The 25952-nt window shown below is 54.2% G+C and carries 21 protein-coding genes; 15 read left to right on the top strand and 6 right to left on the bottom strand.

Annotated features, from left to right (window positions below; translation table 11 throughout):
• Window positions 1–601: 601 nt before the first annotated feature.
• Together OSC10802_RS41100 and OSC10802_RS0121305 are read right to left on the bottom strand one after the other, a co-directional pair.
• On the bottom strand, window positions 602–1585 hold the full coding sequence (locus OSC10802_RS41100) for a polysaccharide deacetylase family protein (protein WP_017718798.1): 984 nt from the start codon (window positions 1583–1585) through the stop codon (window positions 602–604).
• A gap of 713 nt (window positions 1586–2298) precedes the next feature.
• Window positions 2299–3378, bottom strand: a complete 1080-nt coding sequence (locus OSC10802_RS0121305; RefSeq protein WP_017718796.1) for a photosystem II reaction center subunit D1 — start codon at window positions 3376–3378, stop codon at window positions 2299–2301.
• Window positions 3379–4146: 768 nt separating this feature from the next.
• Here OSC10802_RS0121305 and OSC10802_RS0121300 point away from each other — a divergent pair.
• From OSC10802_RS0121300 to OSC10802_RS0121280, 5 genes are all read left to right on the top strand, one after another.
• Complete coding sequence (locus OSC10802_RS0121300) at window positions 4147–4941, top strand: radical SAM protein (RefSeq protein WP_017718795.1); 795 nt, start codon at window positions 4147–4149, stop codon at window positions 4939–4941.
• Between the two features lie 108 nt (window positions 4942–5049).
• Window positions 5050–5679, top strand: a complete 630-nt coding sequence (locus OSC10802_RS0121295; protein ID WP_017718794.1) for a 4Fe-4S single cluster domain-containing protein — start codon at window positions 5050–5052, stop codon at window positions 5677–5679.
• A 198-nt stretch (window positions 5680–5877) separates the two neighbouring features.
• Window positions 5878–6417, top strand: a complete 540-nt coding sequence (locus OSC10802_RS41095) for a Uma2 family endonuclease (RefSeq protein ID WP_017718793.1) — start codon at window positions 5878–5880, stop codon at window positions 6415–6417.
• Between the two features lie 582 nt (window positions 6418–6999).
• On the top strand, window positions 7000–7557 hold the full coding sequence (locus OSC10802_RS0121285) for a Uma2 family endonuclease (protein WP_017718792.1): 558 nt from the start codon (window positions 7000–7002) through the stop codon (window positions 7555–7557).
• A 557-nt stretch (window positions 7558–8114) separates the two neighbouring features.
• Window positions 8115–11102 carry a CHAT domain-containing protein gene (locus OSC10802_RS0121280; protein WP_017718791.1) on the top strand — a complete coding sequence of 996 codons (2988 nt, stop codon included), beginning with the start codon at window positions 8115–8117 and terminating at the stop codon, window positions 11100–11102.
• A gap of 261 nt (window positions 11103–11363) precedes the next feature.
• On the opposite strand, the gene OSC10802_RS0121275 is transcribed toward OSC10802_RS0121280, so the two are convergent.
• Window positions 11364–11795 carry a hypothetical protein gene (locus OSC10802_RS0121275; RefSeq protein WP_017718790.1) on the bottom strand — a complete coding sequence of 144 codons (432 nt, stop codon included), beginning with the start codon at window positions 11793–11795 and terminating at the stop codon, window positions 11364–11366.
• Between the two features lie 331 nt (window positions 11796–12126).
• On the opposite strand from OSC10802_RS0121275, the gene OSC10802_RS41090 reads away from it, so the two are divergent.
• Complete coding sequence (locus tag OSC10802_RS41090; RefSeq protein WP_232731720.1) at window positions 12127–12774, top strand: NUDIX hydrolase; 648 nt, start codon at window positions 12127–12129, stop codon at window positions 12772–12774.
• A 713-nt stretch (window positions 12775–13487) separates the two neighbouring features.
• On the opposite strand, the gene OSC10802_RS0121265 is transcribed toward OSC10802_RS41090, so the two are convergent.
• Window positions 13488–14525: an NADP(H)-dependent aldo-keto reductase gene (locus tag OSC10802_RS0121265; protein ID WP_017718788.1), complete on the bottom strand. Its 1038-nt coding sequence runs from the start codon at window positions 14523–14525 to the stop codon at window positions 13488–13490.
• Between the two features lie 166 nt (window positions 14526–14691).
• Between OSC10802_RS0121265 and OSC10802_RS0121260 the strand changes: the two genes are divergently transcribed.
• From OSC10802_RS0121260 to OSC10802_RS0121240, 5 genes are all read left to right on the top strand, one after another.
• Window positions 14692–15636: a fused MFS/spermidine synthase gene (locus OSC10802_RS0121260; protein WP_017718787.1), complete on the top strand. Its 945-nt coding sequence runs from the start codon at window positions 14692–14694 to the stop codon at window positions 15634–15636.
• 207 nt (window positions 15637–15843) lie between these two features.
• Window positions 15844–16701 carry an EI24 domain-containing protein gene (locus OSC10802_RS0121255; RefSeq protein WP_017718786.1) on the top strand — a complete coding sequence of 286 codons (858 nt, stop codon included), beginning with the start codon at window positions 15844–15846 and terminating at the stop codon, window positions 16699–16701.
• Between the two features lie 213 nt (window positions 16702–16914).
• Entirely contained in the window at window positions 16915–17688 is a 774-nt protein-coding gene (locus tag OSC10802_RS0121250) for a class I SAM-dependent methyltransferase (protein WP_017718785.1), read from the top strand.
• 80 nt (window positions 17689–17768) lie between these two features.
• Window positions 17769–18374, top strand: coding sequence for a hypothetical protein (locus OSC10802_RS0121245; RefSeq protein ID WP_017718784.1), 606 nt, complete (start codon window positions 17769–17771; stop codon window positions 18372–18374).
• A 181-nt stretch (window positions 18375–18555) separates the two neighbouring features.
• Window positions 18556–20160, top strand: coding sequence for an Hsp70 family protein (locus OSC10802_RS0121240; protein ID WP_017718783.1), 1605 nt, complete (start codon window positions 18556–18558; stop codon window positions 20158–20160).
• A 69-nt stretch (window positions 20161–20229) separates the two neighbouring features.
• Here OSC10802_RS0121240 and OSC10802_RS0121235 read toward each other — a convergent pair whose 3' ends face one another.
• Both OSC10802_RS0121235 and OSC10802_RS0121230 read right to left on the bottom strand, forming a co-directional pair.
• Window positions 20230–20757 carry a L,D-transpeptidase gene (locus OSC10802_RS0121235; RefSeq protein ID WP_017718782.1) on the bottom strand — a complete coding sequence of 176 codons (528 nt, stop codon included), beginning with the start codon at window positions 20755–20757 and terminating at the stop codon, window positions 20230–20232.
• A gap of 299 nt (window positions 20758–21056) precedes the next feature.
• Window positions 21057–21695 (bottom strand): bifunctional 4-hydroxy-2-oxoglutarate aldolase/2-dehydro-3-deoxy-phosphogluconate aldolase, encoded by a 639-nt coding sequence (locus OSC10802_RS0121230; protein WP_017718781.1) that lies wholly within the window; start codon window positions 21693–21695, stop codon window positions 21057–21059.
• Between the two features lie 141 nt (window positions 21696–21836).
• Here OSC10802_RS0121230 and OSC10802_RS41085 point away from each other — a divergent pair, with 141 nt between their 5' ends.
• The 4 genes from OSC10802_RS41085 (at window position 21837) to OSC10802_RS0121205 (ending at window position 25894) form a co-directional block, all read left to right on the top strand.
• Window positions 21837–22139, top strand: a complete 303-nt coding sequence (locus OSC10802_RS41085) for a hypothetical protein (protein ID WP_017718780.1) — start codon at window positions 21837–21839, stop codon at window positions 22137–22139.
• A complete protein-coding gene (locus OSC10802_RS0121220; RefSeq protein ID WP_017718779.1) occupies window positions 22132–22392 on the top strand; it encodes a type II toxin-antitoxin system RelE family toxin in 261 nt (86 codons plus the stop codon). The genes OSC10802_RS41085 and OSC10802_RS0121220 overlap by 8 nt, the downstream gene beginning before the upstream one ends.
• A 310-nt stretch (window positions 22393–22702) precedes the next feature.
• Window positions 22703–24532: a serine/threonine protein kinase gene (locus tag OSC10802_RS0121215; protein WP_017718778.1), complete on the top strand. Its 1830-nt coding sequence runs from the start codon at window positions 22703–22705 to the stop codon at window positions 24530–24532.
• Window positions 24533–25078: 546 nt separating this feature from the next.
• Entirely contained in the window at window positions 25079–25894 is an 816-nt protein-coding gene (locus tag OSC10802_RS0121205; protein WP_017718776.1) for a DUF2382 domain-containing protein, read from the top strand.
• Window positions 25895–25952: the final 58 nt, after the last annotated feature.

Genomic DNA, 25952 nt, shown 5'->3' with positions numbered 1-25952 from the left:
TGCCGGCTGCGGCAGTTCCGATGTGGAGCGCATCTCGTGCTGGCAGTTCCCAGATGACTGATATAATGTTCGCTAGCATGTTTCTTGTAGGGTCAAGCCGGCGGCACCGGGTAGGGCTAAAGCCCAACTACGAACTTTTGGGCTAAAGCCCAACTACGAACTTTTGGGCTAAAGCCCAACTACGAACTTTTGGGCTAAAGCCCAACTACGAACTTTTGGGCTAAAGCCCAACTGCGAACCTTTGGGCTAATGCCCAACTACGAACTTTTGGGCTAATGCCCAACTACAAACTTTTGGGCTAAAGCCCAACTACAAACTTTTGGGCTAAAGCCCAACTACAAACTTTTGGGCTAATGCCCAACTACGAACTTTTGGGCTAATGCCCAACTACAAACTTTTGGGCTAAAGCCCAACTACAAACTTTTGGGCTAAAGCCCAACTACAAACAGCCCACCGGCACTCGCGAGCCGGCTCTGGTGGCGCTCAGAACTTCACCCCCCCAAAGCCCCTCCTGTGTGAGGGGGAGCTTTGGGAGCCAGAAAAACAGGGAATCCCCGACCGGCTGCCAGACGTGCTGGCATTGAGCCCCGGGAAAACTCGATTACTGCGGCGGAAGAGCCGGTTTAGATTGGGCAGCGGCTGTTTGTGCGGCTTTTGCCTGTGCCGCAATGATTTCCCTCTCTTGCATTTCCAGCAACTGGGGCACCGTCACAAACCGGTAGCCGAGCTCTTTGAGCCCGGCGATGATAGCGGGCAAAGCCTGCACGGTCCTCCAGCGGTTTCCGCCACCATCATGCATCAGGACAATGCCACCGGGCTTGGCCTCATTGAGGACTGTGCTGACCAACATCTCTACGGAGGTGCTCGCCTGCCAGTCCTGGGTGTCAACTGACCACAGGACAACGACATCCTGGCTGTTGCGGGCGTAATCGGCTAGCCCATTGCGCAGTGCGCCCCCCGGTGGGCGAAACAGTGTGGTTTTTACCCCAACCGTCTCTAAGATACGGTCATTTGTGCTGTCAATTTGTTTGGCTGCTGTCTCCCGATCCATGTAACTGGTGGGGTGATCCCAAGTGTGGTTGCCAATTGCGTGACCGGCGGCAACGACTTGCTTGGCGATTTCTGGATAGGTTTGCACATTTTTGCCAATCCAGAAGAACGTCGCTTTTACGTCCATTTCTTTGAGAATGCCCAGCACCTCTGGGGTTTGCTCCCAGGGACCGTCATCAAAGGTCAGGGCGATGACTTTCTCGTCCCCGCTCAGCTGTGCCCGATCGACGATCTCCCCTTGAAACCGCTTCGGTGCTGAAAAGAGCGGGGGTGGCGCAACCTCTGGCGGCGAGGGATTATTGGCGCTGCCGGTCAAGGATACTTCCAGTTTGGGCTCGCTCACTGACTTGATGCCGGCTAGCAGTGGGGCTGCCAGGTCCTGCCAGTTGACTTCGCTTGCCGGTGAGGGTATCCCCTGCGCGAAAGCTTGCAGCGAAGGCAAGCGGCTGCAAATGTCATACAGGCCAAAGACGGCAATCAGCGCGATCGCGGTTCGCTGCTGCCTCCCAAACAACAACAGGTCTCGATCTGTCATATACTGTCTCCTCACTCCTTACGCCACTTTTGGTGGCGGCAGTAGTTGTTTAACCAGGCAAATTCTCTCCGATAAGTTCGCCTTCGGGAAGTGGGAAATTATAAAAACTACAAAAAAAGCGCTCCGGAAACCGGAACGCTGGTTTAAATTTAGGCTGTCTTGGCCCTGCAGGCTTGTGCGATGTCCCTTGGCATCGCTGGCGGTAGGGCGGGGGCGGGTAGATCGCAACCTTTAGCTGTGTCGCAAATAGTCTGGGTGTGCCCCGCCCCTGTAGCGATATAAAATCGGTGCCACCGGCCCGGATATGCTGTTGTGCTTTTAATCTGCTTTGTCTGGAAGGAAGCTCTGCCTCCCAATTGCTTTCAAAAAAATCATGCTGGTTGCGAAAATAAAGACAATATGCTGCGAATTAAATGCATGATACCGGGCTGCCGGCACTCGGGCTGGCCAAAGCTAAGCTGTTTTGCTTTTATAGCAGCAGCCAGTTAGGGCGCGGACATTAGATTGAGAGGGCAGGCGAGACGCCTGCCCTACGCCTTTTATTCTCAGGCCACTGATGTCCGTTCCCAATATGACTGCTGCTATAATTTGCCTATCTATTGGAAGGAAACAGAGCTGGCTTGCTTGGCGTTACCAGCCTGTAGGGGCGGGAAAGCGCGCCCGCCCCCGAACGAGCCGGTAGCGATGGATAGTGTAAATTCAATGCGCTAAAGCTAACCTGCAAGAGTCACCGGCACTGTCTGAGCAGAAGACAGGACCTCCGGGAATATGTGGGCGTTTGGCTCGTGCATGACTTGGATTCCCAGGTTGGCCCGGTTGAGGATATCTGCGTCAGTGTGGATGGGGTGACCGGCACCGTCGAGAATCGAGTGGTTGAAGTTAAATCCATTCAGGTTGAAGGACATGCTGCACACGCCGGCAGTGGCAAACCAGATGCCGATGGTGGGCACAGCCGCCAGGAGGAAGTTCATAGAGCGCTCGTTGCGCATCCCCAGGGGTGGGACCAGCAGCCGGCCTAAATAGCCGTAGTGACCGGCTAGCAGGTTGTAGGTGCGCTCGCGCTGGCCAAACTTGTACCCGGCATTGGCGGATTCTGTGTCGCTCGTCTTGCGAATCACCGTTGAGGTGGCTAGGGAGCCGTGCAGCGAGCTGAGCAAGGCACCGCCAAACACCCCAGCAACGCCCAGCATGTGGAAGGGGTGCATGAGGATGTTGTGGTCTGCCTGGAAGCCTAACATAAAGTGGAAGGTGCCGGAGATTCCCAGGGGCAGCCCTTCAGAAAAGCTGCCCTGACCGATGGGGTACACTAGCAAGACAGCGGTCGCCGCACCCGCAGGCGCGGAAAAGGCTAGGGATATCCAGGGGCGCATGCCCAACCGGTAGCTGAGCTCCCACATCATCCCCAAATAGCACCACACCCCTATCAGGAAGTGCAGGACGATTAGCTGGTACGGACCGCCGTTATACAGCCATTCGTCAACAGAGGCGGCGTCCCAAATTGGATAAAAATGCAAGCCAATGGCGGCGGAGGTGGGCACGACGGCAGCTGTGATGATGTTGTTGCCGCTGATTAAGGAGCCGGCCACCGGCTCGCGAATCCCTTCCATATCTACTGCCGGTGCGGCAATGAAGGCAATGATGAAACAGATGGAAGCGGCTAGAAGCGTCGGAATCGCCAGCACGCCAAACCAGCCGATGTAAATCCGGTTGTCGGTACTGGTAATCCAGTTACAGAAGCGCTCCCACGCGCCCCCTACGTCTAGTTCTGGTCTGCGTTGAATTGCGGTACTCATAGCGAATTTATCCTGTCGCTAAACGGTACGGTTGGAAGGTGCGCCCCCAAAAGGCGGGAGCGGGTGACTTCGCCCCTCTATCACCTTCCCTGACTGGCTTTTATTTGTTTTGAATGACTGTTTAAATTGATAGATCGCTAGCCAGTCAGCGCTATTTATCCTTTGCCAGACTGCCAATCCTTTACAGACAGATGGGATTCTTCCTTGCGGATTACTCGCTCTCTCTGCCTCTGCAGGAAGGGCGTTCCGTGAAGTGTGGGTCGTGTTTCCGGCAAAGCGTGCCCTCTCTAAGAGAAGAAAACCCGACTTTATGCGGCAGCCTTCTTCTGCTGTGAGGTAGCCCAAATAGCCCGCCATAGCAATCCCTTCTAAAAGGATTGGCAGTCGCGGCTACTTTTAGGATAAAAGGTTTTCCGTAGAATTCCCACCAAATTTAGTATTTTTTAATGTCACCTTTAATTAAGCTTAAAAAGCTTTCCGATTCTGTCACCTCTGTGCTATCCTGTTGTTGGCGGCACAAAGCGAGACATAAAAATTAATATTATGACACAAAACTTCAATATTTGTAACCTACTTTAACAAAAGCGGGGCGCAGGAATCGTGGCCCAGAACTGGCCGGCAGGTAGGCAAGCAGGCAAGTTCTGCCGGCAGCACGCCGCAGAAGGCTTAAAACGTAACCGTAAATACGAAAAAATTGACGGGCTGAGCGCTAGAAGAGGCGGGGGTGAAGCTGAGGGGTTTGAGGTTTAAGATTGAAGGTTAAGGAGGGTGACTGTGATTGAAACAAAGTTTGCTTCGGTTTACGGACCGGTCAAGTCTTGGCGCTACGGGCGCTCGCTTGGGGTTGACCCGATTGGGCCGGTGTCTGCGTGTTCCTTTAACTGCGCCTACTGCCAGCTGGGGGAAATTGAGTTGAAGACGGGAGCGCGTCAAGTGTTTATCCCGACGGCGCAAATCCTGGAAGATTTGCAACCGTTCGCCCCTTGGGATGTGGACGCTATCACCGTCAGCGGCAGTGGGGAGCCGACTCTGGCGTTAAATTTGGGGGAGATTCTTGCCGGCATCAAAGAACTTACGGCACGGCAAACGGTGGTTTTGACAAATGGCACTTTACTGGGCGATCCACAAGTGCGGGCGGCGCTGGCACTGGCTGATAAAGTGGCGGTTAAGATCGATGCGGTGTCTGCGGACAAGCTGCGGCGGGTGAACCGGCCTGTCGGGGGAATTCAGCTGGAAGATATCTGGGCCGGTTTGCAGGAATTTCGCTCCAGCTATCGGGGGAAGCTGGGGATTCAAACGATGATTCTTACAAATTGGGATGCTCTGGAGCGAGCGGAATACATCCGCTGGGTGCAGTCTTTAGCGCCGGCAGAAATTCAGCTGAACACGCCGACGCGCCCCAAACCGCTCAAGCACGAGCTGGATGCGCGGGGAAATCACAGCCCTGAAGCGCGCCCCTATGCGGTGCAGGTGCTCAAGTGCGTCAGTGCCGGTGCGCTGCAGGAGTTTGCCGGTGAGATTGAACGCGCCACCGGCATCCCTGTGCGCTGCGCTCCGGCGTGAGCTTAGGATGATTTCCGGTTGATTGCTTTGGCTGATTGCCAGAAAGGATTAAAAGTAATCAACCGGATGTAAGGAGTTTTCAAATTTACACTTGAAGGGAGAAAAAAGATGACAAGCAAGGCAGCAAATGTATCGCCGTGGCAGGTGGAGATTCCCGCCGGATATTTGAATATTATGGGCTATGTAGATGAGTCTGAGGTGAATGGCCCTGGGTGCCGTGCGGTGGTGTGGGTGCAGGGGTGCGCTCGCGAGTGTGGGGGGTGTTTCAATACGGCTTCTTGGGCATTTGAGATCAATCAGCTGGTGCCGGTGGAACAGCTGGCGGAGCAGATTTTGAGCAATCCCCGCAATGAAGGGGTGACGTTTTCTGGGGGTGAGCCATTTTGGCAGGCCCCGGCACTGGCGCAACTGGCGCGGATACTGAAAGCTGCCGGTTTTAGCGTGATGTCTTTTAGCGGATTTACGCTCAAGGAACTGCAAGGGGAGAATGCGCCGGCGGGAGCGCAGGAGCTGTTAGCCGAGCTGGACATTCTGATAGATGGTCCTTATGTCGAGTCGCTGGCAATTAATTCCCCGGATTCGCCGGTGTCTTCTCGCAACCAGCGGGTGCACGTGTTCAATCCGGCATTTAATGATAAAATCACTTGGGCGAGTGACCAGATGGAGATTCACATTCTAAAAGACGGTTCGCGGATTGTCACCGGCTATCGCGGGCAGATGAATTTGGCGGAAATGTGATATAAGTATTAAGAAGCCGGGTTATTAAAGAAACCGGGTTTTTGGCTATCAGCTGGGAGCGGGACATTTTTACCTATCTGTCATCAAACAGTTCAGAGCCCCCCCAGCCCCCCTTAAAAAGGGGGGAGGAAGAAACATCTGTTGCACAATTAAATCAAATTGGTATAATCTGTAGGGCTAGCCAATGCGGAGGTTGCGATGATTATTAATGTGAGAGGGGCGCTGCAGTACACCTCGGTAGATGATTTTTGCAGAAAGCTTGCAGAAAAGCGAGGAGAAGTTTACAAACCAATTTTCTCCAATAGCGATCGCCACGATGCCTGTGTGAAGCGGTTGGTTGGATTATTTGCGGAAAAGGTAGGCGGGCAACTTCTGGTTGCCTGTCAGCAGACGGTAAAATTCAGTGAGAGATATCAAGCGCATCCGGACTTGACGTTTCTTATCCCTCGGGCAGAGTTTGTAACAGCCGGCGAGCTGAAACCGCAGGGGATTTTGCTGGTAGTGGAAGTGGCTGACACGACGGTTGAAGCTGAGCGTTACACGAAAATTCCCCTTTATGGAACTATCGGCATTCCTGAAGTCTGGCTGGTGAATATGAAAAACAAATGCGTAGAAGTTTACTGGCAACCTTCGGAGAAGCGGGGGTACAGGAAGGGGCGGAGATATGTGCGCGGTGAGCGGATTTATTTGGGGGCGTATCCCGATCTGAATATCCGGGTGGATGAGGCGCTAGGTTAGTCTTTGTGCCGGTTGTTCGTAGTTGGGCTTTAGCCCAAAAGGTTCGTAGTTGGGCTTTAGCCCAAAAGTTCGTAGTTGGGCTTCAGCCCAAAAGGTTCGTAGTAGGGCTTTAGCCCAAAAGGTTCGTAGTTGGGCTTCAGCCCAAAGGTTCGTAGTTGGGCTTTAGCCCAAAAGGTTCGTAGTTGGACTTTAGCCCAAAATTTTACCCTCGTTTCTGCTAGTTATCAAGCTAGTTACTCGGCGATTAGCCAGGTTCCAGGCGATTGGAAATCGCGGCTATACAGACGAAGCCCGCCTGCGCGGGCTAAGAGTAGAGAGAGACTCTCAAAATATGCCAGGTTTTCCCTCGTTCCCAGGCGGAGCCTGGGAACGTTACTCTGGAGGCTCTGCCTCCGTTTATACCACAAGCCGATTCAAACCGCAAGAGATTTAACCCTTCCAGGTTTCGCCCTAGAAAGGGTATGCGGGAGACAACACCGGCAGCAACAAATTCCAAAAAATAATGGACTAATATCTTACAACTTCCCCCTTATTAGAGTATAATAGGAGGAAATGGAATAGCCTGAGGTTAGGGAGGTTATCATGTCTGTTCAGTTGCTCAGACGGCTGTTCACTGTGCGAGAGTATCGGCAGATGGTTGAAGCGGGGATTCTCACAAAAGATGACAGGGTAGAACTTATAAAAGGAGAGATTGTTAAAATGTCACCAATTGGCCGGCGTCACGCGGCTTGTGTAAAGCGGTTGATTAGATTGTTCTCTCAACGGCTAGGCGAACGAGCGATAGTTGGCGCTCAAGATCCAGTAGAACTAAGCGAGGAATCTCAACCCCAACCTGATTTGACCCTGCTGCAACCTCGCGAAGATTTCTATGAATCTGGGCATCCAAAACCAGGGGATATTTTCCTGATAGTGGAAGTGGCGGACACGGTGGAAGCAGACCGGCTGGTGAAAATTCCGCTCTATGCGGAAGCGGTAATTCCGGAAGTTTGGCTGGTGGATATTAATGAGGGATGTGTGGAAGTACACCGGCATCCTTCGGGGGAGGGGTACGGGGAGGTGCTCAAGTGCCGGCGGGGAGAAAGTGCCGTGGTGGGGGCGTTTGCTGATGTGAGTTTTACGGTGGATGAGGTGCTGGGGTAGGATTTTTGTGGGATTCCTCGCTATTCCTCGTTGCGGAAAAAGGAGGAAAAGGGGCAAGTTCAGTCACCGGCAGATAAAAATAACTCAAGTTGCTACCTGCGAGTGAGTTAGAATCTATCCCCCCTAGCCGGGGCGGGGCGGGCACAGGGGCACCGCCCCTACAAAAAGGGGGGGAATTCTCAAAGCCCCCCTTTTTTAGTTAGGTGAGATCCCCCCCTAGCCGGGGCGGGCACGGGGACTATTGGTGTCAACTTAAGCTGTGTCCCATAGTCTCCCGGCGGTTGAAACCGCAGCTATACAGACAAAACCCGCAAGGCAAGGGTTTTAAGATTGTAGCTATTCTCTTAAGTCCGCGTAGGCGGACTTGGTTTGTATAGCCGCGATTTCAATCGCCAAGAGCTTAAGTTGACACCAGTGGCACAGGGACCCGCCCCTACAAAAGGGGGGGAATTCTCAAAGCCCCCCTTTTTAAGGGGGGTTTGGGGGGATCTGAATACTTGGGCTTGCAGGTAGCAATTTGGGTTATATAATAGGAATGTCACCCCCAGAGTGGAGCTATGGACGAACAGCGCCTCCAAGCCTATTTGCAACTCATGAAAGCGCTGCTGGATTGCCCCAGCGGCGAGGAACCAAAGATATTGGCAGCAAACCCAGACCTGCTGGACGAGGGATTAGTGCGGACAGTGGCACAGCTGGCAGAGATACAGGAAGCACGAGGCAACGGGAAAATAGCCAACTTTCTGCGCCAGATTGCGGTGGATATCGGCGCGATGGTAATGTCTCAGATGGCAGAGGGGGGCAATCCAGAAGCTTTGAATGCTTTGCAAGAACTGGTCGCCCAACTGAGTGGCAAAATGGGCGACTCCTCCACCCCACCCCCATTATCGGGTGTGGCGGGGGCAGGAGAGGAGCAGGGGATGACGGAAGATGCGCGACAGGCGAGGTTGAGATTTTTGATGGAGGTGCTGCAGGCAACCTTAGATAGCAAGGGAGATCGGCGAGTGGTTTACCCCCTGTTGCAGCGGAACCTGGACAACCTGGATGAGAACTTGGTTTGGGTATTGCAAGCGTGGGCTGCGCAGACTCTGCCGAGAGAAGAACCCAGACGCGCCAGAAGCATGGCGGCAGATATTGTCAATTTCAGCAACCGGATTAAGGATTTCCCACTAGGCAACCGGGGGGTTAATTTGGAGATTGCCATTGCCGGCTATAAGGTTGTTGCCAGCGTCTTTCCTCGCGAAACCTATCCAGTGGAATGGGCAATGACGCAAAACAATCTGGGCACTGCCTACTGTTACCGCATCCGGGGGGAGAGGGCAGAGAATATCGAGCTGGCGATTGAGTGCCATCAACAAGCGCTGACAGAATATACTCGCGAGCGGTTTCCCGAAGATTGGGCAATGACGCAAAACAATCTGGGTCTTGCCTACAGGAACCGCATTCGGTGGGAGAAGGCAGAGAATATCGAGCAAGCGATAGACTGCTATCAACAAGCGCTGCTGGAATACACCCACCAGCGGTTTCCCGAACAGTGGGCAAAGACGCAAAACAATCTGGGTTTTGCCTACAGTGACCGCATCCGGGGGGAGAGGGCAGAGAATATCGAGCAAGCGATATACTGCTATCAACAAGCGCTGCTGGAACGCACCCGCCAGCGGTTTCCCGAAGATTGGGCAATAACCCAAAACAATCTGGGCAATGCCTACAGTAATCGCATCCGGGGGGAGAGGGCAAAGAATATCAAGCTGGCGATTCACTACTATAAACAGGCGCTGCAGGAAGACACTTGCGAACGGTTTCCCCAAAACCATGCCGAAACCTCATTCAACCTCGGTCTTGCCTACCAAGACGGCAGACAGTTTGAAAATGCCTATACTGCCTTTAAGTCAAGTATTGACACGGTAGAATCCCTGCGCGGCGAGATTATTACCGGCTCTGGACGAGAAGAGGACAAGCAAAAATTAGCCGAAGAGTGGAATGAGCTTTATCGAGGCATGGTAGAAGTGTGCCTGAAACTGGATAACGACACCAAAGCCATCGAATATGTAGAGCGCAGCAAAACCCGCAACTTGGTGGAACTTATTCTCAGTCGCGACATCCACAGCCTTTTCCCCCCAGAAGTTGCCCAGCAACTGGAACAACTCCGAGATGAAATTGCCAGCGGTCAGTACCAACTCCAAAATGCCACAGCCGAAAACCCTACTGCCCTAGCCCAGCATCTCCAGCAGTTGCGACAGCAGCGCAACGAATTGCAAGACCGCTACCTGCCCATCGGTGATGGCTTCCAGTTTGACCGATTCCGGAACACTCTAGATGACTGCACCGCTGTTGTCCAGTGGTACATTACAGGCGACAAACTGCTCACCTTCATCTTCACCAGCGAAACCCAGTCGCCCATCGTTGTTACCTCTGAGCCTAAAGACCTGAAAAAATTGGAGAATTGGGCAAATGGGTATTTTAGGGCATACAGCACGCACAAATCCCATTGGCAGCGCCGCCTGACCACACGCCTGCATTTGCTGGCCAATATCCTGCATATTGACGGCATCCTTGACAAAATTCCAACAGCGTGCGACAGGTTAATACTGATTCCCCACCGTGCTTTACATTTGTTCCCGCTTCATGCCTTGCCGGTGCAAGGGGAATCCAGCTTATTCGCTCGCTTCCCCAGAGGTGTGAGCTACGCCCCTAGCTGCCAGCTTTTGCAACTTGTCCAGAAGCGAGAGCGCCCCAACTTTACTGATCTCTTTGCTGTCCAAAATCCCACTAAAGACCTGGACTACGCCGATCTGGAAGTTGCAGTTATCAAAACCTACTTTGAATCAGCTGATGTCCTCGAACAATCAAAGGCTACCAAAGAAGCTATCAGTAAGGATTCCCTCAACGCCGCTCACTGCGTCCACTTCAGCTGTCACGGCTACTTTAACTTTGCCAATCCCCGGAAATCTGCCCTAATCCCGGCAGGTGCCGATCTCAACCCCCCACCAGCTACACTCGATTCAGAATACCATCTACCTTTGTCTGACGGTACAGTGCTTGACCTAAACAAGTGCCTTACCTTAGATACCATCTTCACACTTAATTTAGCACAGTGCCGCCTGCTCACGCTTTCTGCTTGCGAAACTGGATTGATTGATTTCGACAATACCAGCGATGAGTACATTGGTTTACCCAGCGGCTTTCTGTATGCCGGCAGTCCCAGTGTGGTTTGCACCCTGTGGACAGTGGATCAAGTCTCTACCGCCTTCTTACTGATTAAATTCTATGAAAACCTGAGAGAAACGCTGAGAAATTACCAAGAATTGCAGGAAGGTGATGTGGCTCTCGCTCTCAATCAAGCCCAGATTTGGCTGCGCAATCTCACCCGTGAGGAGGGCCAAAAAATGTTGGAGAAAATCCTGCCACAAATCGAGGAAATATTCCAAGGAAAACCCCGGTCAAAAAAGGCATTTTTAACAGGCGCTAGCAAGCGAATCAATAGCCCCAGCCCTCATCCTTTCGCTAGCCCGTTTGACTGGGCTGCTTTTACAGCTGCTGGGATCTAATATTGATATCCTGTTCGGACGCACGGGTAATCTATTATAAAAATAGGCGGGCTTCTAGAAGCGGGGTTCCCCCGCCTCCTGCCTTAATGCAAATAATAGCGATGCGACAGGACACAATATTATATCATATCCGCTAGCACCGTTGTTGTGCGGAGGGGGTAGGGGCGGGTTTATTCATATTCTGCTCTGTGCCAGAAATATCTTGGCAGAACCCGCCCCTACAAGGCTATGTATACACAACCCATGCAAGCGGATATGATATTACTTGTTAGACTCGCACCATTTTCTGACTCCGATTTTTGCTAAATAGATAACGACTGGAGTTGCTAGGGCTGCTGGGATCTGGCCACTCGATGCCAAAATTCCGACTCCAGCACTTAGCACTCCCGTCATTAACTCATTGATGAAGAGTTCATCACAAATGACAGAGCGGCATTTCTGGGCGAATTCGTCTAGAATATTCGGGACTGCTTTGGAGACTGTTGCTCCAGACTCTAGCGCTAACAAACTAGCTGCCTGTTTTAAATCCCCCTCATTTTCTTCAATTAAATCAAGGGCATCCAGAGCTTCTGGATAAGCAGCCAGTTGCTGACGATACTGAGCGATTTCTTCTGGGCTAACTTTAGTCGGATCGGTAGCCATACAGTCCTGCTGCGCGGCAAGCTGGTAACGACTTAGGTGGGCAATACCCATTTTGTCACAGCTTATAGCTTTGTCAATAGTTCAGTCAAGAGGTGGGGTGCGTTCCCCATTGACACTGCTCCATCACAGGGGCACTCCCTTGAGGGAACGCACCCTATCCTTCGGGGCATCCAGGCGGAGAGCCGGTATATATAAAGCCCGCGCAGGCGGGCGAAAGTCTGTATAGCCGCGCCTACCCTACGGGAACGCTTCGCGTACAGTCGCCTGGAATCTAGGCATCCAGGTGGAGAGCCGGTGTGCGGAACCCACCGGCATAGCTTTGTGCGCCGGCTCTCCAGACAGAGCTAATATAACCCCAAAATAGAAACAGCTCAATCCCCAAATGAACTCATCCGAAAACGGCTGGCAAACCCTAGACAAATTCGTCGAAATCCGCTCCCCCTGGCTAACCTTAATCGGAGAGCATCTCCAAGACAACCGGGGGCGAATCTTAGAATACTGGCGCGTAGAAAAAGCCGATTCAGCCGTCATCTTAACCCTGCAAAACGGCAACCTAATATTGCCGCCCCCAACTTACCGGCCCGGACTGGGCCAAGCAACGCTCGACTTTGCCGGCGGGCGCGTGCCTCCTGGCCAAACCCCGGAAACAGCGGTGCCGACGATCCTGCAGCGGGAGCTGGGTGTCGAAACCAGTGCCATCTGCCACCTCACCCCGCTCAACACGATAGGCTGGGCTGTCAATAGCTCCTTCTCCAACCAAAAACTCTACGGCTTTGTCGCAGAACTCCACCCCACAGCCGCCATACCCGCCGGCTGCACCGGCGCAACCTACCCCGCCACAGGAGCCGGTGTTCGCGCCCTGCTGGACCACTTGCCTGCAATGTCGGGCGGTGCTGCTGGAATGGCACCTGCAACAGGTCGGGCGCATTCCTTGAGCGCACCGGCACCCCGGCTCCATCCGCCCACCGGCTCGAATTGTAAATTTTTCTATAGGGGTGTAGGCAGACACCCCCCACCCCTGCTAGAGTAAAAACATTGTAGATGCACCCTGATGGACACGCCCAGCGATGGGCGTTTTTTGTTTTCGGCCACGCCGGTTGGGCTAAAGCCCAACTACAAACGCTCCCACCAGCTCGAATTGTAAATTTTTCTATAGAGGTGTAGGCAGACACCCCCCACCCCTGCTAGAGTAAAAACATGTAGATGCACCCTGATGGACACGCCCCGCAAGGGCGTTTTTTGTTTTCGGCCACGCTGGTTGGGCTTTAGCCCAACTACAAACCTTTTCTAGCCTGCCGGCTCGAATTGTAAATTTTTTTATAGAGGTGTAGGCAGACACCCCTCACCCCTGCTAGAGTAAAAACATGTAGATGCACCCTGATGGACACGCCCAGCGATGGGCGTTTTTTGTTTTCGGCCACGCTGGTTGGGCTTTAGCCCAACTACAAACCTTTTCTAGCCTGCCGGCTCGAATTGTAAATTTTTGTAGCGGGGTGTAGGCTATTACCCCTCACCCCCGCTATACTGAAAACATGTAGATGCACCCTGATGGACACGCCCAGCGATGGGCGTTTTTTGTTTTCGGAAAGTCACCCACTGTCCCTGCAACAGATCCCCGCCCCGTGAAGTGGCGGAGGGTTGGGGAAAACGTGGGGCAGTCCTCCTTGATTATCTGTGAGCCAAAAGCAAGGTCGCTACAGTGCCACCCACCCTGATGGTCAAACCCCCGAGCGGGCAAACGCCTTATGGAGCCGGATTGGGATATCGCGCGTGCACCGCATCCAGCTCCGCCAAAATTTCCTTGTCCAGCACCACCTCAACACTGGCCAGATTTTCCTGCAGCTGCTCAAGACTCGTCGCCCCGACAATCGTACTCGTGACAAAAGTGCGCTCGCGCACAAACGCCAGCGCCATCTGAGCCGGTCCGAGCCCGTACTTGCCGGCAACTCCCACATACGCCGCCACCGCCTCAGGCACATTCGGCTTTCGATACCGGAGGCCAAAATTGGCAAATAAACTCATCCGCGCCATATCCGGCTGCCCTTGCAGGTACTTGCCGGTGAGCGTGCCAAACCCCAGCGGACTGTAGGCCAGCACTCCCAAACCCTCCCGCCGGCACGCTTCCGCCATCCCCACCTCAAACACCCGATTCAGTAAATTGTAAGCATTCTGTACAGACACCACTTTCGGCAGGCCCAGCAGCTCCGCCTGCTGGCAAAACTCGCACACCCCCCAAGGCGTCTCATTGCTCAGCCCCAGATAGCGAATCTTGCCAGCTTTTATCAAATCCCCAAACACCGCCAGCTGTTCCGCCACCGGCACCGTATCCCGCTCCTGAGCTGGGTCATAAATCGTTTGGCCAAAGCTAGGGACATAACGGTCGGGCCAGTGGATCTGGTACAGATCGATATAATCCGTCTGCAGCCGGCGGAGACTCTGGCTCACCGCCTCTCCCACATTGCGCCGGTCGATTTTCCTGTCCTTGCCCCGAATCCAAGCCATACTGCGCGCCGGACCGGCAACTTTCGTGGCCACAACCAGCTTGTCCCGCTGCTGTTTAACCAGCCACTTACCGATATATTCCTCCGTTCGCCCCTGAGTTTCTTCCCGTGGCGGCACTGGATAAATTTCCGCCGCATCGATGAAATTCACCCCAAAGGCAACCGCGCAGTCCAGCTGCCGGTGCGCCTCCTCAATCGTATTCTGCTGCCCGAAAGTCATCGTCCCGAGGCATATCTCAGAAACGCGCAGCTCGCTAGAGCCCAGTTGGCTGTACCGCATCCCTTTCCCTATAACGCTTTCCAGCCCCCATTCTCTCTCAACTGATATCGAATCCGCCTGGAGTCACTGTAAAATCGGCAAATTCACCGCACCGGCAGCAACAATATCCCCCCGTGAATGCGGTACAATATGGAGTTTGTCAATTTAGGGGAAAGGAGGGTGTTTTATGGCAGGTAGCGAAGTTCGGGCCGATCTCTGGGTGAGCGAGTACATCACCCCTTGGGACATCTACGTTCACGGCGTGACGCAAGTCCTGGCATACAAAAAAACCCAGTATCAGGAAATGTACATCGTAGAAACCGGCGCTTACGGCAAAGGGCTCGTGCTCGATGGCAAGTGGCAGTCCTGCACCGGCGACGAGTTCCTGTACCACGAACCCCTGGTACACCCAGCCATGATTTTTCACGGTAGCCCCCGAAAAGTTCTCATCCTCGGCGGCGGCGAGGGGGCCACAGTTCGGGAAGCGCTGCGCTGGAAAAGCGTTGAGAAAGTAGCGATGGTTGACATTGACGGCGATGTCGTGGAAGCCTGCCGCGAACACCTGCCTGAAATGCACCAGAATGTCTTCGACGACCCCCGCCTCGAACTGGTGATCGGGGACGCCCTGGATTTCTTGGACACCACCAGCGAGCAGTGGGATATCGTCATTTCCGACCTGTCCGACCCCATCGAGTCCGGGCCATCATTCCAGCTGTTTACCAAAGAGTATTTCGAGAAAGCCCGCCGCGTGCTGTCGCCCTCTGGATTTTTCGTGCTCCAAGCCGGGCCGGTCAGCCCAGCGGAACTGACCCTGCACGCCCGCTTGGTGCGGACGGTGAGTGCGGTTTTCCCAAGTGTCACATCCTACACCAGCTACACCCCCAGCTACGGGATGCCCTGGGGGTTTGTCCTCGGCTCCGCTCAAGCCATCGACAGCCGGCCCGATCCCGAAACCGTCAACCAGCTGCTCGCTGAGAAAACCACCGGCGGGTTCCGCATGCTGGACGGCACGACGCTGCTGGGGATATTGCAGCTGCCCCTGCACTTGCGGCAGGCGATCGCAGCCGAAACCCAAGTTTACACTCTGGCAGAACCGCCGAAATTCTTCGGGAAAGGATCTGTTGGCGAGTAGTTTTGGGGAAAAGCTCTCGTTCCCAGGCCGGTTCTGGGAGCGAGAAGTTTAGGGTTGAGGGATGAAAATTATTTTTTTATGAACCGCCAAGACGCGCCTGTTCGCCAAGTAAAGAAAGGAGAGAGGGGAGCGCACAAATTATTTAGAAGTGTTATCGATAGGGGGTATAATGAGTTAGGTATTTCGGCAGAACAGCAGTCAAGACCAATGCCTAATCTGATTCACGCACCGGTGGGACTGATCGCCGGTGCGACTTATCCGTTGCGAGCGCTTTTTTTGCTAGTTCGCACGCCGCGCCTTTGGGGCTACGTGCTGGTTCCTATTTTGGTGAACCTGGCTGCCGGTATTGGGCTGTATGCAGGATTGCTATTTCCCGGTTTGCGAGGGGTTAACGCCCTGATTGCCGGTTTGGACGCCAAAACAGACGCCTGGGTTGCTAATTTGCCGGCTTGGCTGTCTTGGCTTTCGGTGCTGGATTGGCTGGATGCTGGGCTGGGATGGCTGCTGCGGGTGGTGCTGGTGCTGCTGCTGCTCGTCGCCACCGGCTTTTTGCTGGTGCAATTCGGGGTGATCCTGGGCGCGCCGTTTTATGGCCAGCTTTCGGAACAGCTGGAGCTGCTGCGCACCGGCAAGCTGCCGGTAGCGGAACCGCAAACTGCGGCTACAATTCTCCGCGATATTGGGCGAGCGCTGGCGCACGAGCTCAATAAACTGGGGCTGGCGGTTAAGGTGGGTGTGCCGCTGCTGCTGCTGAATTTCGTGCCGGGAGTGGGGACTGCGATCTCTTCTGCCGGCGGTGTGGCGCTGGCGGCAACGCTCGTCTGTATTGACTTTCTGGACGCGCCTCTGGAGCGCCGGCGTCTGCCTTTTCGGGAGAAGCTGCGGGCAATACGCGGCAGTTTGCCGGCGAGTGGCAGTTTTGCTCTGGTTTGTTTGGGTTTGGTGAGCGTTCCGCTGCTCAATCTCCTAGCGGTTCCCCTGTGCGTGGCCTCTGGGACGCTGTTTTTCTGCGACCGCATCTGGCCAAGTTTTAATGAGGGTGTGGGGAGCACGGATGAAGGCTGAAACATTTTCGCTGCACAATTGCCGGATAAACTTTTTACCACAAATGTGCGACGCCGATTTTCGCTCCAGGAATTATACCAATCGACAGTTAGTTTCGGACATTAGGACAGGCGAGACGCCTGTCCTACGTCCTGCGAGGTATATGCGTAGGTACGGCGTGCGCCATGCCTCAAAGTCTAATGTCCTAACCAATGTGGCTAATGCTATACAAAAATGGAACACTCTGAAACAGTCCGAGAGCAATTTAACCGGGCGGCGGGGGCTTATGCCACGTCGCCAATATTTGCCAAGGGGCACGACTTGGGGCTGATGGTGCAAACCGGCTCACCGGCACCTGACATGACTGTCCTCGATGTCGGGTGCGGTGCCGGTCACACCGCTTTGGCCTTCGCGCCCCACGTCCGCGAAGTCACCGGCATCGACCTCAGCCCGGGAATGCGAGCCGTTGCCACCCAGCAAGCTGCAGCGCGAGGGATTGCTAATGTGCGCTTCCAGGAAGCCGGCGCGACTCAACTTCCGTTTGCAGACAGCCAGTTCGATATTGTGGCGTGCCGGTATGTCGCCCATCACTTCCCCGACCTGACGCCGGCACTTACAGAAATCCTCCGGGTGCTCAAACCGGGCGGGCAATTCCTCGTAACAGATATTATTTCTCCGGAAGACGCGGCAATGGCAGAATTTATCAACCGGATAGAATTGCTGCGCGACCCCTCCCACAGCCGGGACTGGATGATTTCCGAGTGGCAAGCGGCGGGAGAAAGGGCTGGGATGCCACTGGCGGCAATCGCCGAGTGGGAGGTGCCGGTGGATTTTGCCGACTGGACGGCGCGGCAGCAGACGCCACCGGCAGCTGTTGCCGAGTTGGAAGCCCTTCTGGACAGCGCCCCGCCGGCAGCGCAGTCAGCCTTCTCAATTGTGAGATCGCCCCAGCGCTCATTTCAGCTTTGGGCAGCACTTTTACGGGGCTTCAAACCCAACAATTTGTAAAGATTAGTCACAGGCTTTCCCTGTTTTGAGAAAGTTGGTTTATAGTGGAGTCACAGATGAATTAGGGGGAAAAATTAACGGTGACTCTACCTTCATTTGTCGATAAACTCGCGCACTTTGCCGTTGGGCTGGCGATTGGTGCCAGCTTTTGGGGTCTGCTGGAACGCCACGCCTTCATAGGGGTGCGCCGGATTAATCCCATCTTGTTCGCACTGATGCTGATTTGGGGAGCCAGTGGGCTATTTTTCTTCCGCCGGCTCCACATCCCTATTTTATCAGACCAATTTTTCTACATGGCAGTGCCCGATTGGGATATTCCTTTATATAACTGGACGCGGCTGAGATTTCTCATCCACCGCAGCGCTACATTTCATTCGGCTTTGATTCCTATTGTACTGCTAATTGCCAGCTTGTGGGGGATGAGGCGGGCTAAACTGAACTCGAACAGTCTCCGCTGGTGGAGATGGCTGCGCGATGGGGGAATCGGTCTGTCTGTAGGGATGTCAGCTCACTTAATCTGGGACGCGCTGCTCTCTTCTACGAAAAGTGGGTTTGTGATTTATGGCTGGACTCATTCTGCTTCCCAAACCTGGCTGGCGCTGAATCTTCTGGTGGGGCTTGGGGTTCCTTTTGTGATGGTTCGGGCGATGGGTGGCTCTGGGGCTGGAAATAGTTTAAATGAATGAGTTCAGGGGTGGCGGTTTCCGGTGCGAAAAGAAACCACTGGAACGGTGGCATCGCTGTGGTGAATAGGCCCAAAGAGAGTGTGGGAGAGGGGAAGTGACGCTGATGATTGCGGTTGTTTGCGCTCAATAATAAGCTAGTGATGAGGCCGGATTACAGACTCGACGCCGGGAGCTCTGACGAATGACTATCGCAATTGATTTTGGCACTAGCAACACCGCAATCGCTCGCTGGAACCCAGCCGCCGGACAGCCAGAAACGCTGAAACTTCCCGGTTTGACGGCGCAGCTTATGCAGAATCCCCCCCTGATTCCCAGCTTGCTGTACGTTGAGGACGCCGCCCGCAGCCAGGTCTTAGTTGGCCAGCAAGTGCGCGACAGGGGCTGCGACGTGAAAACTGACCCCCGCTTCTTCCGCAGTTTCAAGCGGGGAATTGGCACCGGCATCCAGGGATTTCTGCCGGAACTCGATGGCCAAATCGTGACGTTCGAGCGGGTGGGGGAGTGGTTCCTCACCCAGATTATCGGCAGTCTCAAAACTACTTGGCCAGATGTGGGCCAGTCTCTGGTGCTGACGGTGCCGGTGGACAGCTTTGAAGCTTACCGCAACTGGTTGGGGCAAGTCTGTCAGGCGCTGCCGGTGGAGCAGGTGCGGATGCTGGATGAGCCCACCGCTGCTGCTTTGGGCTACGGGCTGGCTGACCGGCAGCTCTTGCTCGTGATAGACTTCGGGGGCGGCACCCTTGACCTCTCTCTGGTGCGCCTGGATGCCGGCACCGGCACCGCCGGCAAAAAACCCCTCGGCTTCCTTCTCAAGTGGGGCGATAAAATGCTGGCTGAATCTTCCGCCCAGAAGCCAAAAACCGCCCGCGTGCTGGCAAAAGCCGGCCTGAATTTGGGCGGAACGGATATTGATAACTGGCTGGTCGATTACTTCGCTACGGCGCAAGGGCTAGCCAAAACTCCCCTCACCGCACGCTTGGCAGAGCGCTTAAAAATTCAGCTGTCTTTGCAGCGGCAAGCGAATGAGGTTTACTTCAGCGATGAAACGTTTGAAAGTTACGAGTTAGGGCTCGACCGCGCTCAATTTGAAGAAATCCTCAAAGAGCAGCAATTCTTTGATAATCTCGACAATGCCATGACCGGGGTGCTGCAGCAAGCCCGCCGGCAGGGGATAGAAGGTTCCGACATTGATGCTGTATTGCTAGTGGGCGGCACCTCGCAAATCCCCGCTGTTCAGTCTTGGGTGCGGCAGTATTTTGAGCCGAGCAAAATTCGCTGCGAGAAACCGTTTGAAGCAATCGCTCAAGGGGCGCTCCAGCTGAGTCAGGGCATTGAGGTTAAGGATTTTCTCTACCACAGTTACGGCATTCGCTACTGGAACCGGCGCGACAATTGCCACAGCTGGCATCCGATAATTAAGGCGGGCCAGTCCTATCCGATGGGCGAGCCGGTGGAATTAATGCTGGGGGCTTCGCTGGAAAATCAGCCCAGCATTGAATTAATTCTGGGCGAGTTGGGTGCGGAAACCGGCGCGACAGAAGTCTACTTTGATGGGGATCGTCTTGTCACCCGCCAGCTGTCGGGCAACCAAACTGCGGTGCAGCCCCTCAATGACAGAGAGGGTGCTCGCAGTATTGCTAAGTTAACGCCACCGGGGTATCCGGGGAGCGACCGCATTAAAGTTATGTTTCAGGTGGACGCCCAGCGCTTCCTGCGAATTACTGTCGAAGATTTGCTGACGAATAACACCCTGCTGGAGAACCAGCCGGTGGTTCAGCTCAGTTAGGCAAAAACTCCAGAAACCCGGTTTCTTCAAGAAACCGGGTTTCTTCAAGAAAGCCGGTTTCTACTCCACTTAATCGTGCACGATCACCGGCGTGCCGACGGAGGCCCAGTTATACAGCCACTCAGCGTGATTCACCGCCACGTTGGTGCATCCGTGGCTGACTGGCGTGCCAAATTTGTTGTGCCAGTAAGCGCCGTGAATGGCGTAGCTCCCATCATAATACATGGTAAAAGGTACGTCTGGAACGTCGTAATCCTCCCCTTGCATGCGGGCAACCCGGTGCTTGGATTGAACGGCAAACGTGCCGGTGGGCGTGGGGGTGCCGTCTTTGCCGGTGGAAATCACAACCGCGTAAGCAATTTTGTCGCCTTCCCAGGCCACTAAGCGCTGTTTGGACAGGTCAATTTCAATCCAGCGCTGAGTCGATTCTTGCAGCGCCAGAATTCTATAGGCGATTTTGTTGTGCTGAGCGTCCGCATTCGTCGGTTCCGCTAGTAATGGGGTAGCCCAAACACACAAAGTAGAAAGAATTAGCGACGCACCAGCCCAGAACGTGCCGGAGCGACGCCACCAAGAAGAGTTTATCGCGCTGTTCACAGTGTACGACCTCCTGGAGCTTGAAAATTGTACTGTTGTCTGCTGTTTTTTCTAGAATTTAGCTACACAGGCAAGTTCCCTGACTTCGGAAACCTGCAGTCGAATTTCTCTCTATCATAACCCATCTGTTTGTACAGTTTGTGTTTATCAGCTAAATTAAATTCTCCGCACGCTTTTATAAGGCAGCCTTCGCGTCTTCTTTTAAAAAAACACTGTGTTGCCGGATCGATCTTAAAGCGCCCCTCTGCGGGCCACCCCCCCAGACTTAAAAATTAACAATTAGCAATTATAAATCGGGCTCAGGCACTCTGCAAGCGCTGCAGGAGGTGCTGCGCCCGGGAGGCGATCGCATCCCAGCTGCCGGCGGCCACCAGGGGCGGGGGGAAGAGCTCGCCGGCAAGACCGACGGCGGCGGCACCGGCATCGATAAACTCCCGGGCATTTTCCAGAGTGACGCCGCCGGTGGGAATCAGGGGGATGTGGCCTATGGGGCCTTGCAAGCTTTTGATGTAGCCGGCACCTCCAACCGCTGAGATGGGAAACACCTTAACAGCACCGGCACCCGCGTGCCAAGCGGTGACAATTTCCGTGGGAGAGAGGGCACCGGGCACAACCGGCACGCCGGCAGCAGTGGCCGCCAGAATCATAGCGGGGTCAGTGTGGGGGGTGAAGAGGAACTGGGCACCGGCAGCGGTGGCATCCTTGAGCTGCGCTGGGGTGAGCAGCGTGCCGGTGCCAACGGCAGACTCAGGCAACTCCTGGCGCAGTTGGGCAATCAGCTGAGCAGCGCCAGAGGTATTCCAAGTAATCTCAATCAAGCGCATCCCGCCGGCGGCAACTGCCAGAGCCATTTTGCGGGCGAGTTCCATCTCCGGGGCGCGGATCACCGCTATGGCGCGGTGCTGTTGCAATAGGGTTAACCAAGAATTATCAGGCATATTTACAACTATACTCCTGCCGGTGTGCGCGAGGGAGCTCAAAACCTGCCGGTTCCGCCCGCAAGCGAGGGGCTGCCGGTGCGGAGCTTTTCGCCTAAAATATAATAGACACACCTCACTGATAGGGGAGAAGCGCCAACCATGCGGGGAGTCCAATTTTTTACCGACTGTCAAGGCAAGAAAACCGCCGCACTTGTGGACTTGAAAGAGCACAGTGCATTTTGGGCAGCGGTTTTAGAGGAATACGGCGAGCGGAACGAATTCCAGTTTTTAATTGATGAGGGGGGGCAAAAAATTGCGCTGCTGCTTGATTTCGAGGAACACGGCGAGCTTTGGGAAGATATCTATGACGCCCTAACAATTGAGTTAAGGAAAGATGAGCCGGGGATACCCTTTGAGGAAGTTGAACGCGATCTGATGGAGCGGGGGAAGTTAAGTGCCTGATTACTTGATTGTTTTTAAACCTTCAGCCCAAAAGGAACTAAAGTTACTTCCGCTTGAAACCAGCACCCGAATTTTTGCGAAAATTATGGCCCTAGCAAGTGAGCCACGTCCAGTTGGCTGTCTCAAGTTAAATGCAGCAGAAAACGGTTGGCGAATTCGGATTGGCGATTACCGAGTGATTTACACGATTGATGACGGCACGCGCACTGTCGAAATCAGCAGAGTGCGCCACCGGCGGCACGTCTATGATTAGGTGGGACGACCGGCATCTCTTGGACTTGCAAGGGAACAGCCGGCTCGCGAGACGTGATTAATTTCCTCTCAATTGCAGTGCCGGCATAACAGCCGGTGAGAGAACTTGCGCAAGTTCTGTAGGAAATTCTCTGTTTTTGAGTTATTATCACATCTGGGAGAAAATGTCAAGGGGCCGGTCCCGGCATTCGGGGGATAAGCAAAACTTATTATTTTCTCCGCAGGGGCGAACAGCAGTTCGCCGCACAAGGCATTTCCCATGCCCCACGCCCTGCCCTTATACTACAAATAAACCTCTTCTATTACCATCTATGAGCCTGTGCGTCAACCCCACCTGTCCCAGACCAGACCACCCAGAGAACCAGAGCAACCGCTTCTGTCAGAGTTGCGGCTCTAACCTGGTGCTCCAAGAACGCTATCGCGTCCTGCGCCTGCTGAGCGATAAAACCGGCTTTGGCAAAATCTATGAAGCCTGCGAAGGCGACACGCCCAAAATCCTCAAAGTCCTCAAAGAGGAACTCAACAGCAGCGACAAAGCAGTAGAACTGTTCCAGCAAGAAGCCGAGGTGTTGGGAGAGCTGAATCATCCGGGCATCCCCAAAGTCGATGGCTACTTCCAGTATCAAAGCCGGAACGGCCAGCCGCTGCACTGCACTGTCATGGAAAAAATTGAGGGTTGGAATTTAGACGAGTGGGTGCGGCAGCGGGGCAATCAGCCCATCTCGCAAGCGCAAGCCATCGCCTGGTTAAAACAGCTGGCAGAGATTTTGCAGCTGGTGCACAGCAAGCAGTATTTGCACCGGGATATTAAGCCATCGAACATCATGATCGCACCCTCTGGGCAGCTGGTGCTGATTGACTTTGGCACCGCCAGAGAAATGACCGTGACCTACTTGGCCAAACGCGGCGCGGGACACCCCATCACCTCAATTGAGTCGCGAGGCTACAGCGCGCCGGAACAAATTAACGGTCAAGCGGTGCCGCAATCGGATTTCTTTTCTCTGGGGCGCACTTTTGTCTTTTTGCTAACAGCCCGGCAGCCTTTGGAGATGTACGATTCCTACAGTGACGCCCTCAACTGGCAAAGGTTTGCCGCTGAAGTCTCGCCGTTGCTGCTGAATGTTATCGATTGGCTGATGGCGCGGGACGTGCGGGAGCGCCCCGCCAGCGCCCGGGAGATTTTGCAGCGATTGCGGGAGGTGGAAGCTCAGCTGGATGGGACTCTGATTCCAGCCGGCGGGTCCGGCGGCACTGAAACCGGCACTCAAACGCTGCCGGTGGCGAGTTCTGAGCAAAATCAATTTCCTCTGGCGGTGGCTGCTGCGGTGCTGCTGGCATTTTTGGCCTATCTGGGTGATAAGCTGAAAAATACTGCCTCGCCGCCGGCAACTTCGCGGCCAAACAAATTTCCCCTGGTGGTGTTTATTTTGGTGATTCTGCCATTACTGGGCCTGGCTGCCCTAACTTTGGCCGGCCCACAAGTTGCCTGCTTGCTAGGCTTGTCGTCTGAGAACTGCGCCATTGCTTTCAAGCGTCCCCCTCGCCCGGGCCAGCCCCCACAAAGAAAAGGTAAAGTGGATTTCTTCCCCTATCAAGAAGGCAGGGACAGCAAAGGCAGGACTGCCGAATTTAGCGTGGCTGTCCTGTCGGTAGAATATAAGTGGAGCTTTGGCAGCTACTATCAAATTCAATATAACGATAAAGTTATCACGGTTGATGACTTAAGGGCCAACCTCGAACAAGAAGGCATCCAGAAGATCATGGAAAATCCTTCCGAGATTATTTCGATTGGCACTGCTTCCTGCGAGGGGGAGCGCTCGGTTGAGGAGCGGCGGGCTTTGGAGCGAGCCAAGCAAATACAGCTGTTAGCGAAAAAATTATTTAGCAAGGTGGGGAGCGTCAAAGGCTATCGCTTGTTAAATCTGGGTCAGTTTGTGCGGGACGACTGCCAGGCCGGCGGGGACTTAACCTCATACCAGAGAAGTATTATAATTGTGGGGGTTCGGAAAAAATCCGAGGGGGTGTTGCTGGATGAAGCCCTGCGCTCTCGGTTAGAAAACAGACCCTTTGCTGATTTCACTCTGGACGATTACTCGCTCGGATCGGCAGAGAAGTTTAGAACAATACCCAGCCAGCTGTAGCAATTGTTTGCAGGGGCGGGGTTCCCTCGCCCTTGCAGCTCGCGCCCTTGGAGTGGCGCTCACCCTGACACCGCCCCCAGCTTGCAGAGGGAGCGCGAGCGCCTGTCTTTGCAACGAGCAGGGATATGAGAGCTAATCGGCTGAATTATTTTAAATAACAATTCGCCGGCGCAGGCGGGCGAAAGTCTGTCTAGCGGCAGCATGAATTCTGCCGCACAGCAATCGTACAGCCAGATATAGCGTGTCTCTCAGTGGTATGAACTATAGCCCAGACACCCGGTTTCTTTAAGAAACCGGGTTTCTGAGTGCCTCACTAATATGAGAAACGCTATAATATGACGCTCGCCCGCAGGAGTAAGCCTGTGGTTGCTGGCTGGCGCTCCTGGCGGGAGCGCGGGACCTGTCGCAAGCCCACTCAGCGCCGCGCCGGTGGGGCGCAAGAAAGCTCTGCAAAACTCTTCCCGCTAAATCAGTCTCTGGGGAGATAGCTCAGAGCCGGCAAATCCTTAGAATTTGTAGGTAGATAAATGTACAGGTGGTAGGAGAATGCCTCTCATCAAACTCAAAGACTTTTATCCCAACTACCGGCAGCAAGTTTTAGGGGGAGACGAGATCCTCGGCTTTGATGTGTTCGCCGGCAGAACCGATGAGAAAATTGGCACCGTCTGGGATGATGTCGTGGACCTGACCGGTCGTTTCCGGTATCTGGTTGCTGATACAAGCTTCTGGGGTGTCCCCAAAAAAATATTGCTGCCCGTCGCCTCTTGCCGGCTCGACTGTCGCGCCCGGCGCGTCTACGCTCTCAATATTCTGAATAAAAAGCAAGTGCAAGAATTGCCGGACTACGCCGATGGAATTACCGTTGATTACGATGGCGAAAAGCGCGTTTGGGGAGCCATGATCGCCCCCGCTGACACCGCTGAAACGGCACCGACTGGCACCACCGAAACCGGCACACCCCCCGGCGAAGGAAACGCGCCGGAACATCACACTCTGGCGCTGCACTCAGAGCGGCTGGTGGCTAATAAATACCGCCGCGAGATGGGTGTGGTGGAGATCGGCAAGCGGGTTGAAACCGAAACGGTACGGGTTTCAGTGCCGGTGGAAAAAGAGCGAATTGTGATTGAGCGCAGGGCTCTAGCTGACGCCGGCAGATTCATTTATGATGGCGGAGCTGCCTTTCGCTCAGGAGAAGTCGTGCGCATAAAAGTCTGCGAAGAAATAACCGACATTTGCAAACAAATTTTTGTGCGGGAAGTCGTGACCGTCAAGAAACAAATTGAGCGCCACACCGTTGACATAGAAGCTACCTTGCGGCGAGAAGAATTAGAAGTCAAAACTGATTGGCCGCAGGATGAGTGAGGTCTGGAATGGGCCGAGTTTTACCCGCAATTTCAACACCCGTGTGAGGGCAATGAAA

This window comes from Kamptonema formosum PCC 10802, assembly GCF_000332335.1.
GTDB lineage: Bacteria > Cyanobacteriota > Cyanobacteriia > Cyanobacteriales > Oscillatoriaceae > Oscillatoria.
Note: the sequence above shows the minus strand (reverse complement) of the source record. Positions and strands in the feature narration are given on the sequence as shown.

What these genes read in the sequence shown, in the direction of transcription:
- OSC10802_RS41095 (WP_017718793.1), top strand. Translation starts at nt 5,878, where the DNA reads ATGATTATTAATGTGAGAGGGGCGCTGCAGTACACCTCGGTAGATGAT.
- OSC10802_RS0121295 (WP_017718794.1), top strand. Translation starts at nt 5,050, where the DNA reads ATGACAAGCAAGGCAGCAAATGTATCGCCGTGGCAGGTGGAGATTCCC.
- OSC10802_RS0121230 (WP_017718781.1), bottom strand. Translation starts at nt 21,695, where the DNA reads ATGCCTGATAATTCTTGGTTAACCCTATTGCAACAGCACCGCGCCATA.
- OSC10802_RS0121250 (WP_017718785.1), top strand. Translation starts at nt 16,915, where the DNA reads ATGGAACACTCTGAAACAGTCCGAGAGCAATTTAACCGGGCGGCGGGG.
- OSC10802_RS0121240 (WP_017718783.1), top strand. Translation starts at nt 18,556, where the DNA reads ATGACTATCGCAATTGATTTTGGCACTAGCAACACCGCAATCGCTCGC.
- OSC10802_RS41090 (WP_232731720.1), top strand. Translation starts at nt 12,127, where the DNA reads ATGAACTCATCCGAAAACGGCTGGCAAACCCTAGACAAATTCGTCGAA.
- OSC10802_RS0121265 (WP_017718788.1), bottom strand. Translation starts at nt 14,525, where the DNA reads ATGCGGTACAGCCAACTGGGCTCTAGCGAGCTGCGCGTTTCTGAGATA.
- OSC10802_RS0121255 (WP_017718786.1), top strand. Translation starts at nt 15,844, where the DNA reads ATGCCTAATCTGATTCACGCACCGGTGGGACTGATCGCCGGTGCGACT.
- OSC10802_RS0121205 (WP_017718776.1), top strand. Translation starts at nt 25,079, where the DNA reads ATGCCTCTCATCAAACTCAAAGACTTTTATCCCAACTACCGGCAGCAA.
- OSC10802_RS0121215 (WP_017718778.1), top strand. Translation starts at nt 22,703, where the DNA reads ATGAGCCTGTGCGTCAACCCCACCTGTCCCAGACCAGACCACCCAGAG.
- OSC10802_RS0121275 (WP_017718790.1), bottom strand. Translation starts at nt 11,795, where the DNA reads ATGGGTATTGCCCACCTAAGTCGTTACCAGCTTGCCGCGCAGCAGGAC.
- OSC10802_RS0121305 (WP_017718796.1), bottom strand. Translation starts at nt 3,378, where the DNA reads ATGAGTACCGCAATTCAACGCAGACCAGAACTAGACGTAGGGGGCGCG.
- OSC10802_RS0121260 (WP_017718787.1), top strand. Translation starts at nt 14,692, where the DNA reads ATGGCAGGTAGCGAAGTTCGGGCCGATCTCTGGGTGAGCGAGTACATC.
- OSC10802_RS41085 (WP_017718780.1), top strand. Translation starts at nt 21,837, where the DNA reads ATGCGGGGAGTCCAATTTTTTACCGACTGTCAAGGCAAGAAAACCGCC.
- OSC10802_RS0121280 (WP_017718791.1), top strand. Translation starts at nt 8,115, where the DNA reads ATGGACGAACAGCGCCTCCAAGCCTATTTGCAACTCATGAAAGCGCTG.
- OSC10802_RS0121285 (WP_017718792.1), top strand. Translation starts at nt 7,000, where the DNA reads ATGTCTGTTCAGTTGCTCAGACGGCTGTTCACTGTGCGAGAGTATCGG.
- OSC10802_RS41100 (WP_017718798.1), bottom strand. Translation starts at nt 1,585, where the DNA reads ATGACAGATCGAGACCTGTTGTTGTTTGGGAGGCAGCAGCGAACCGCG.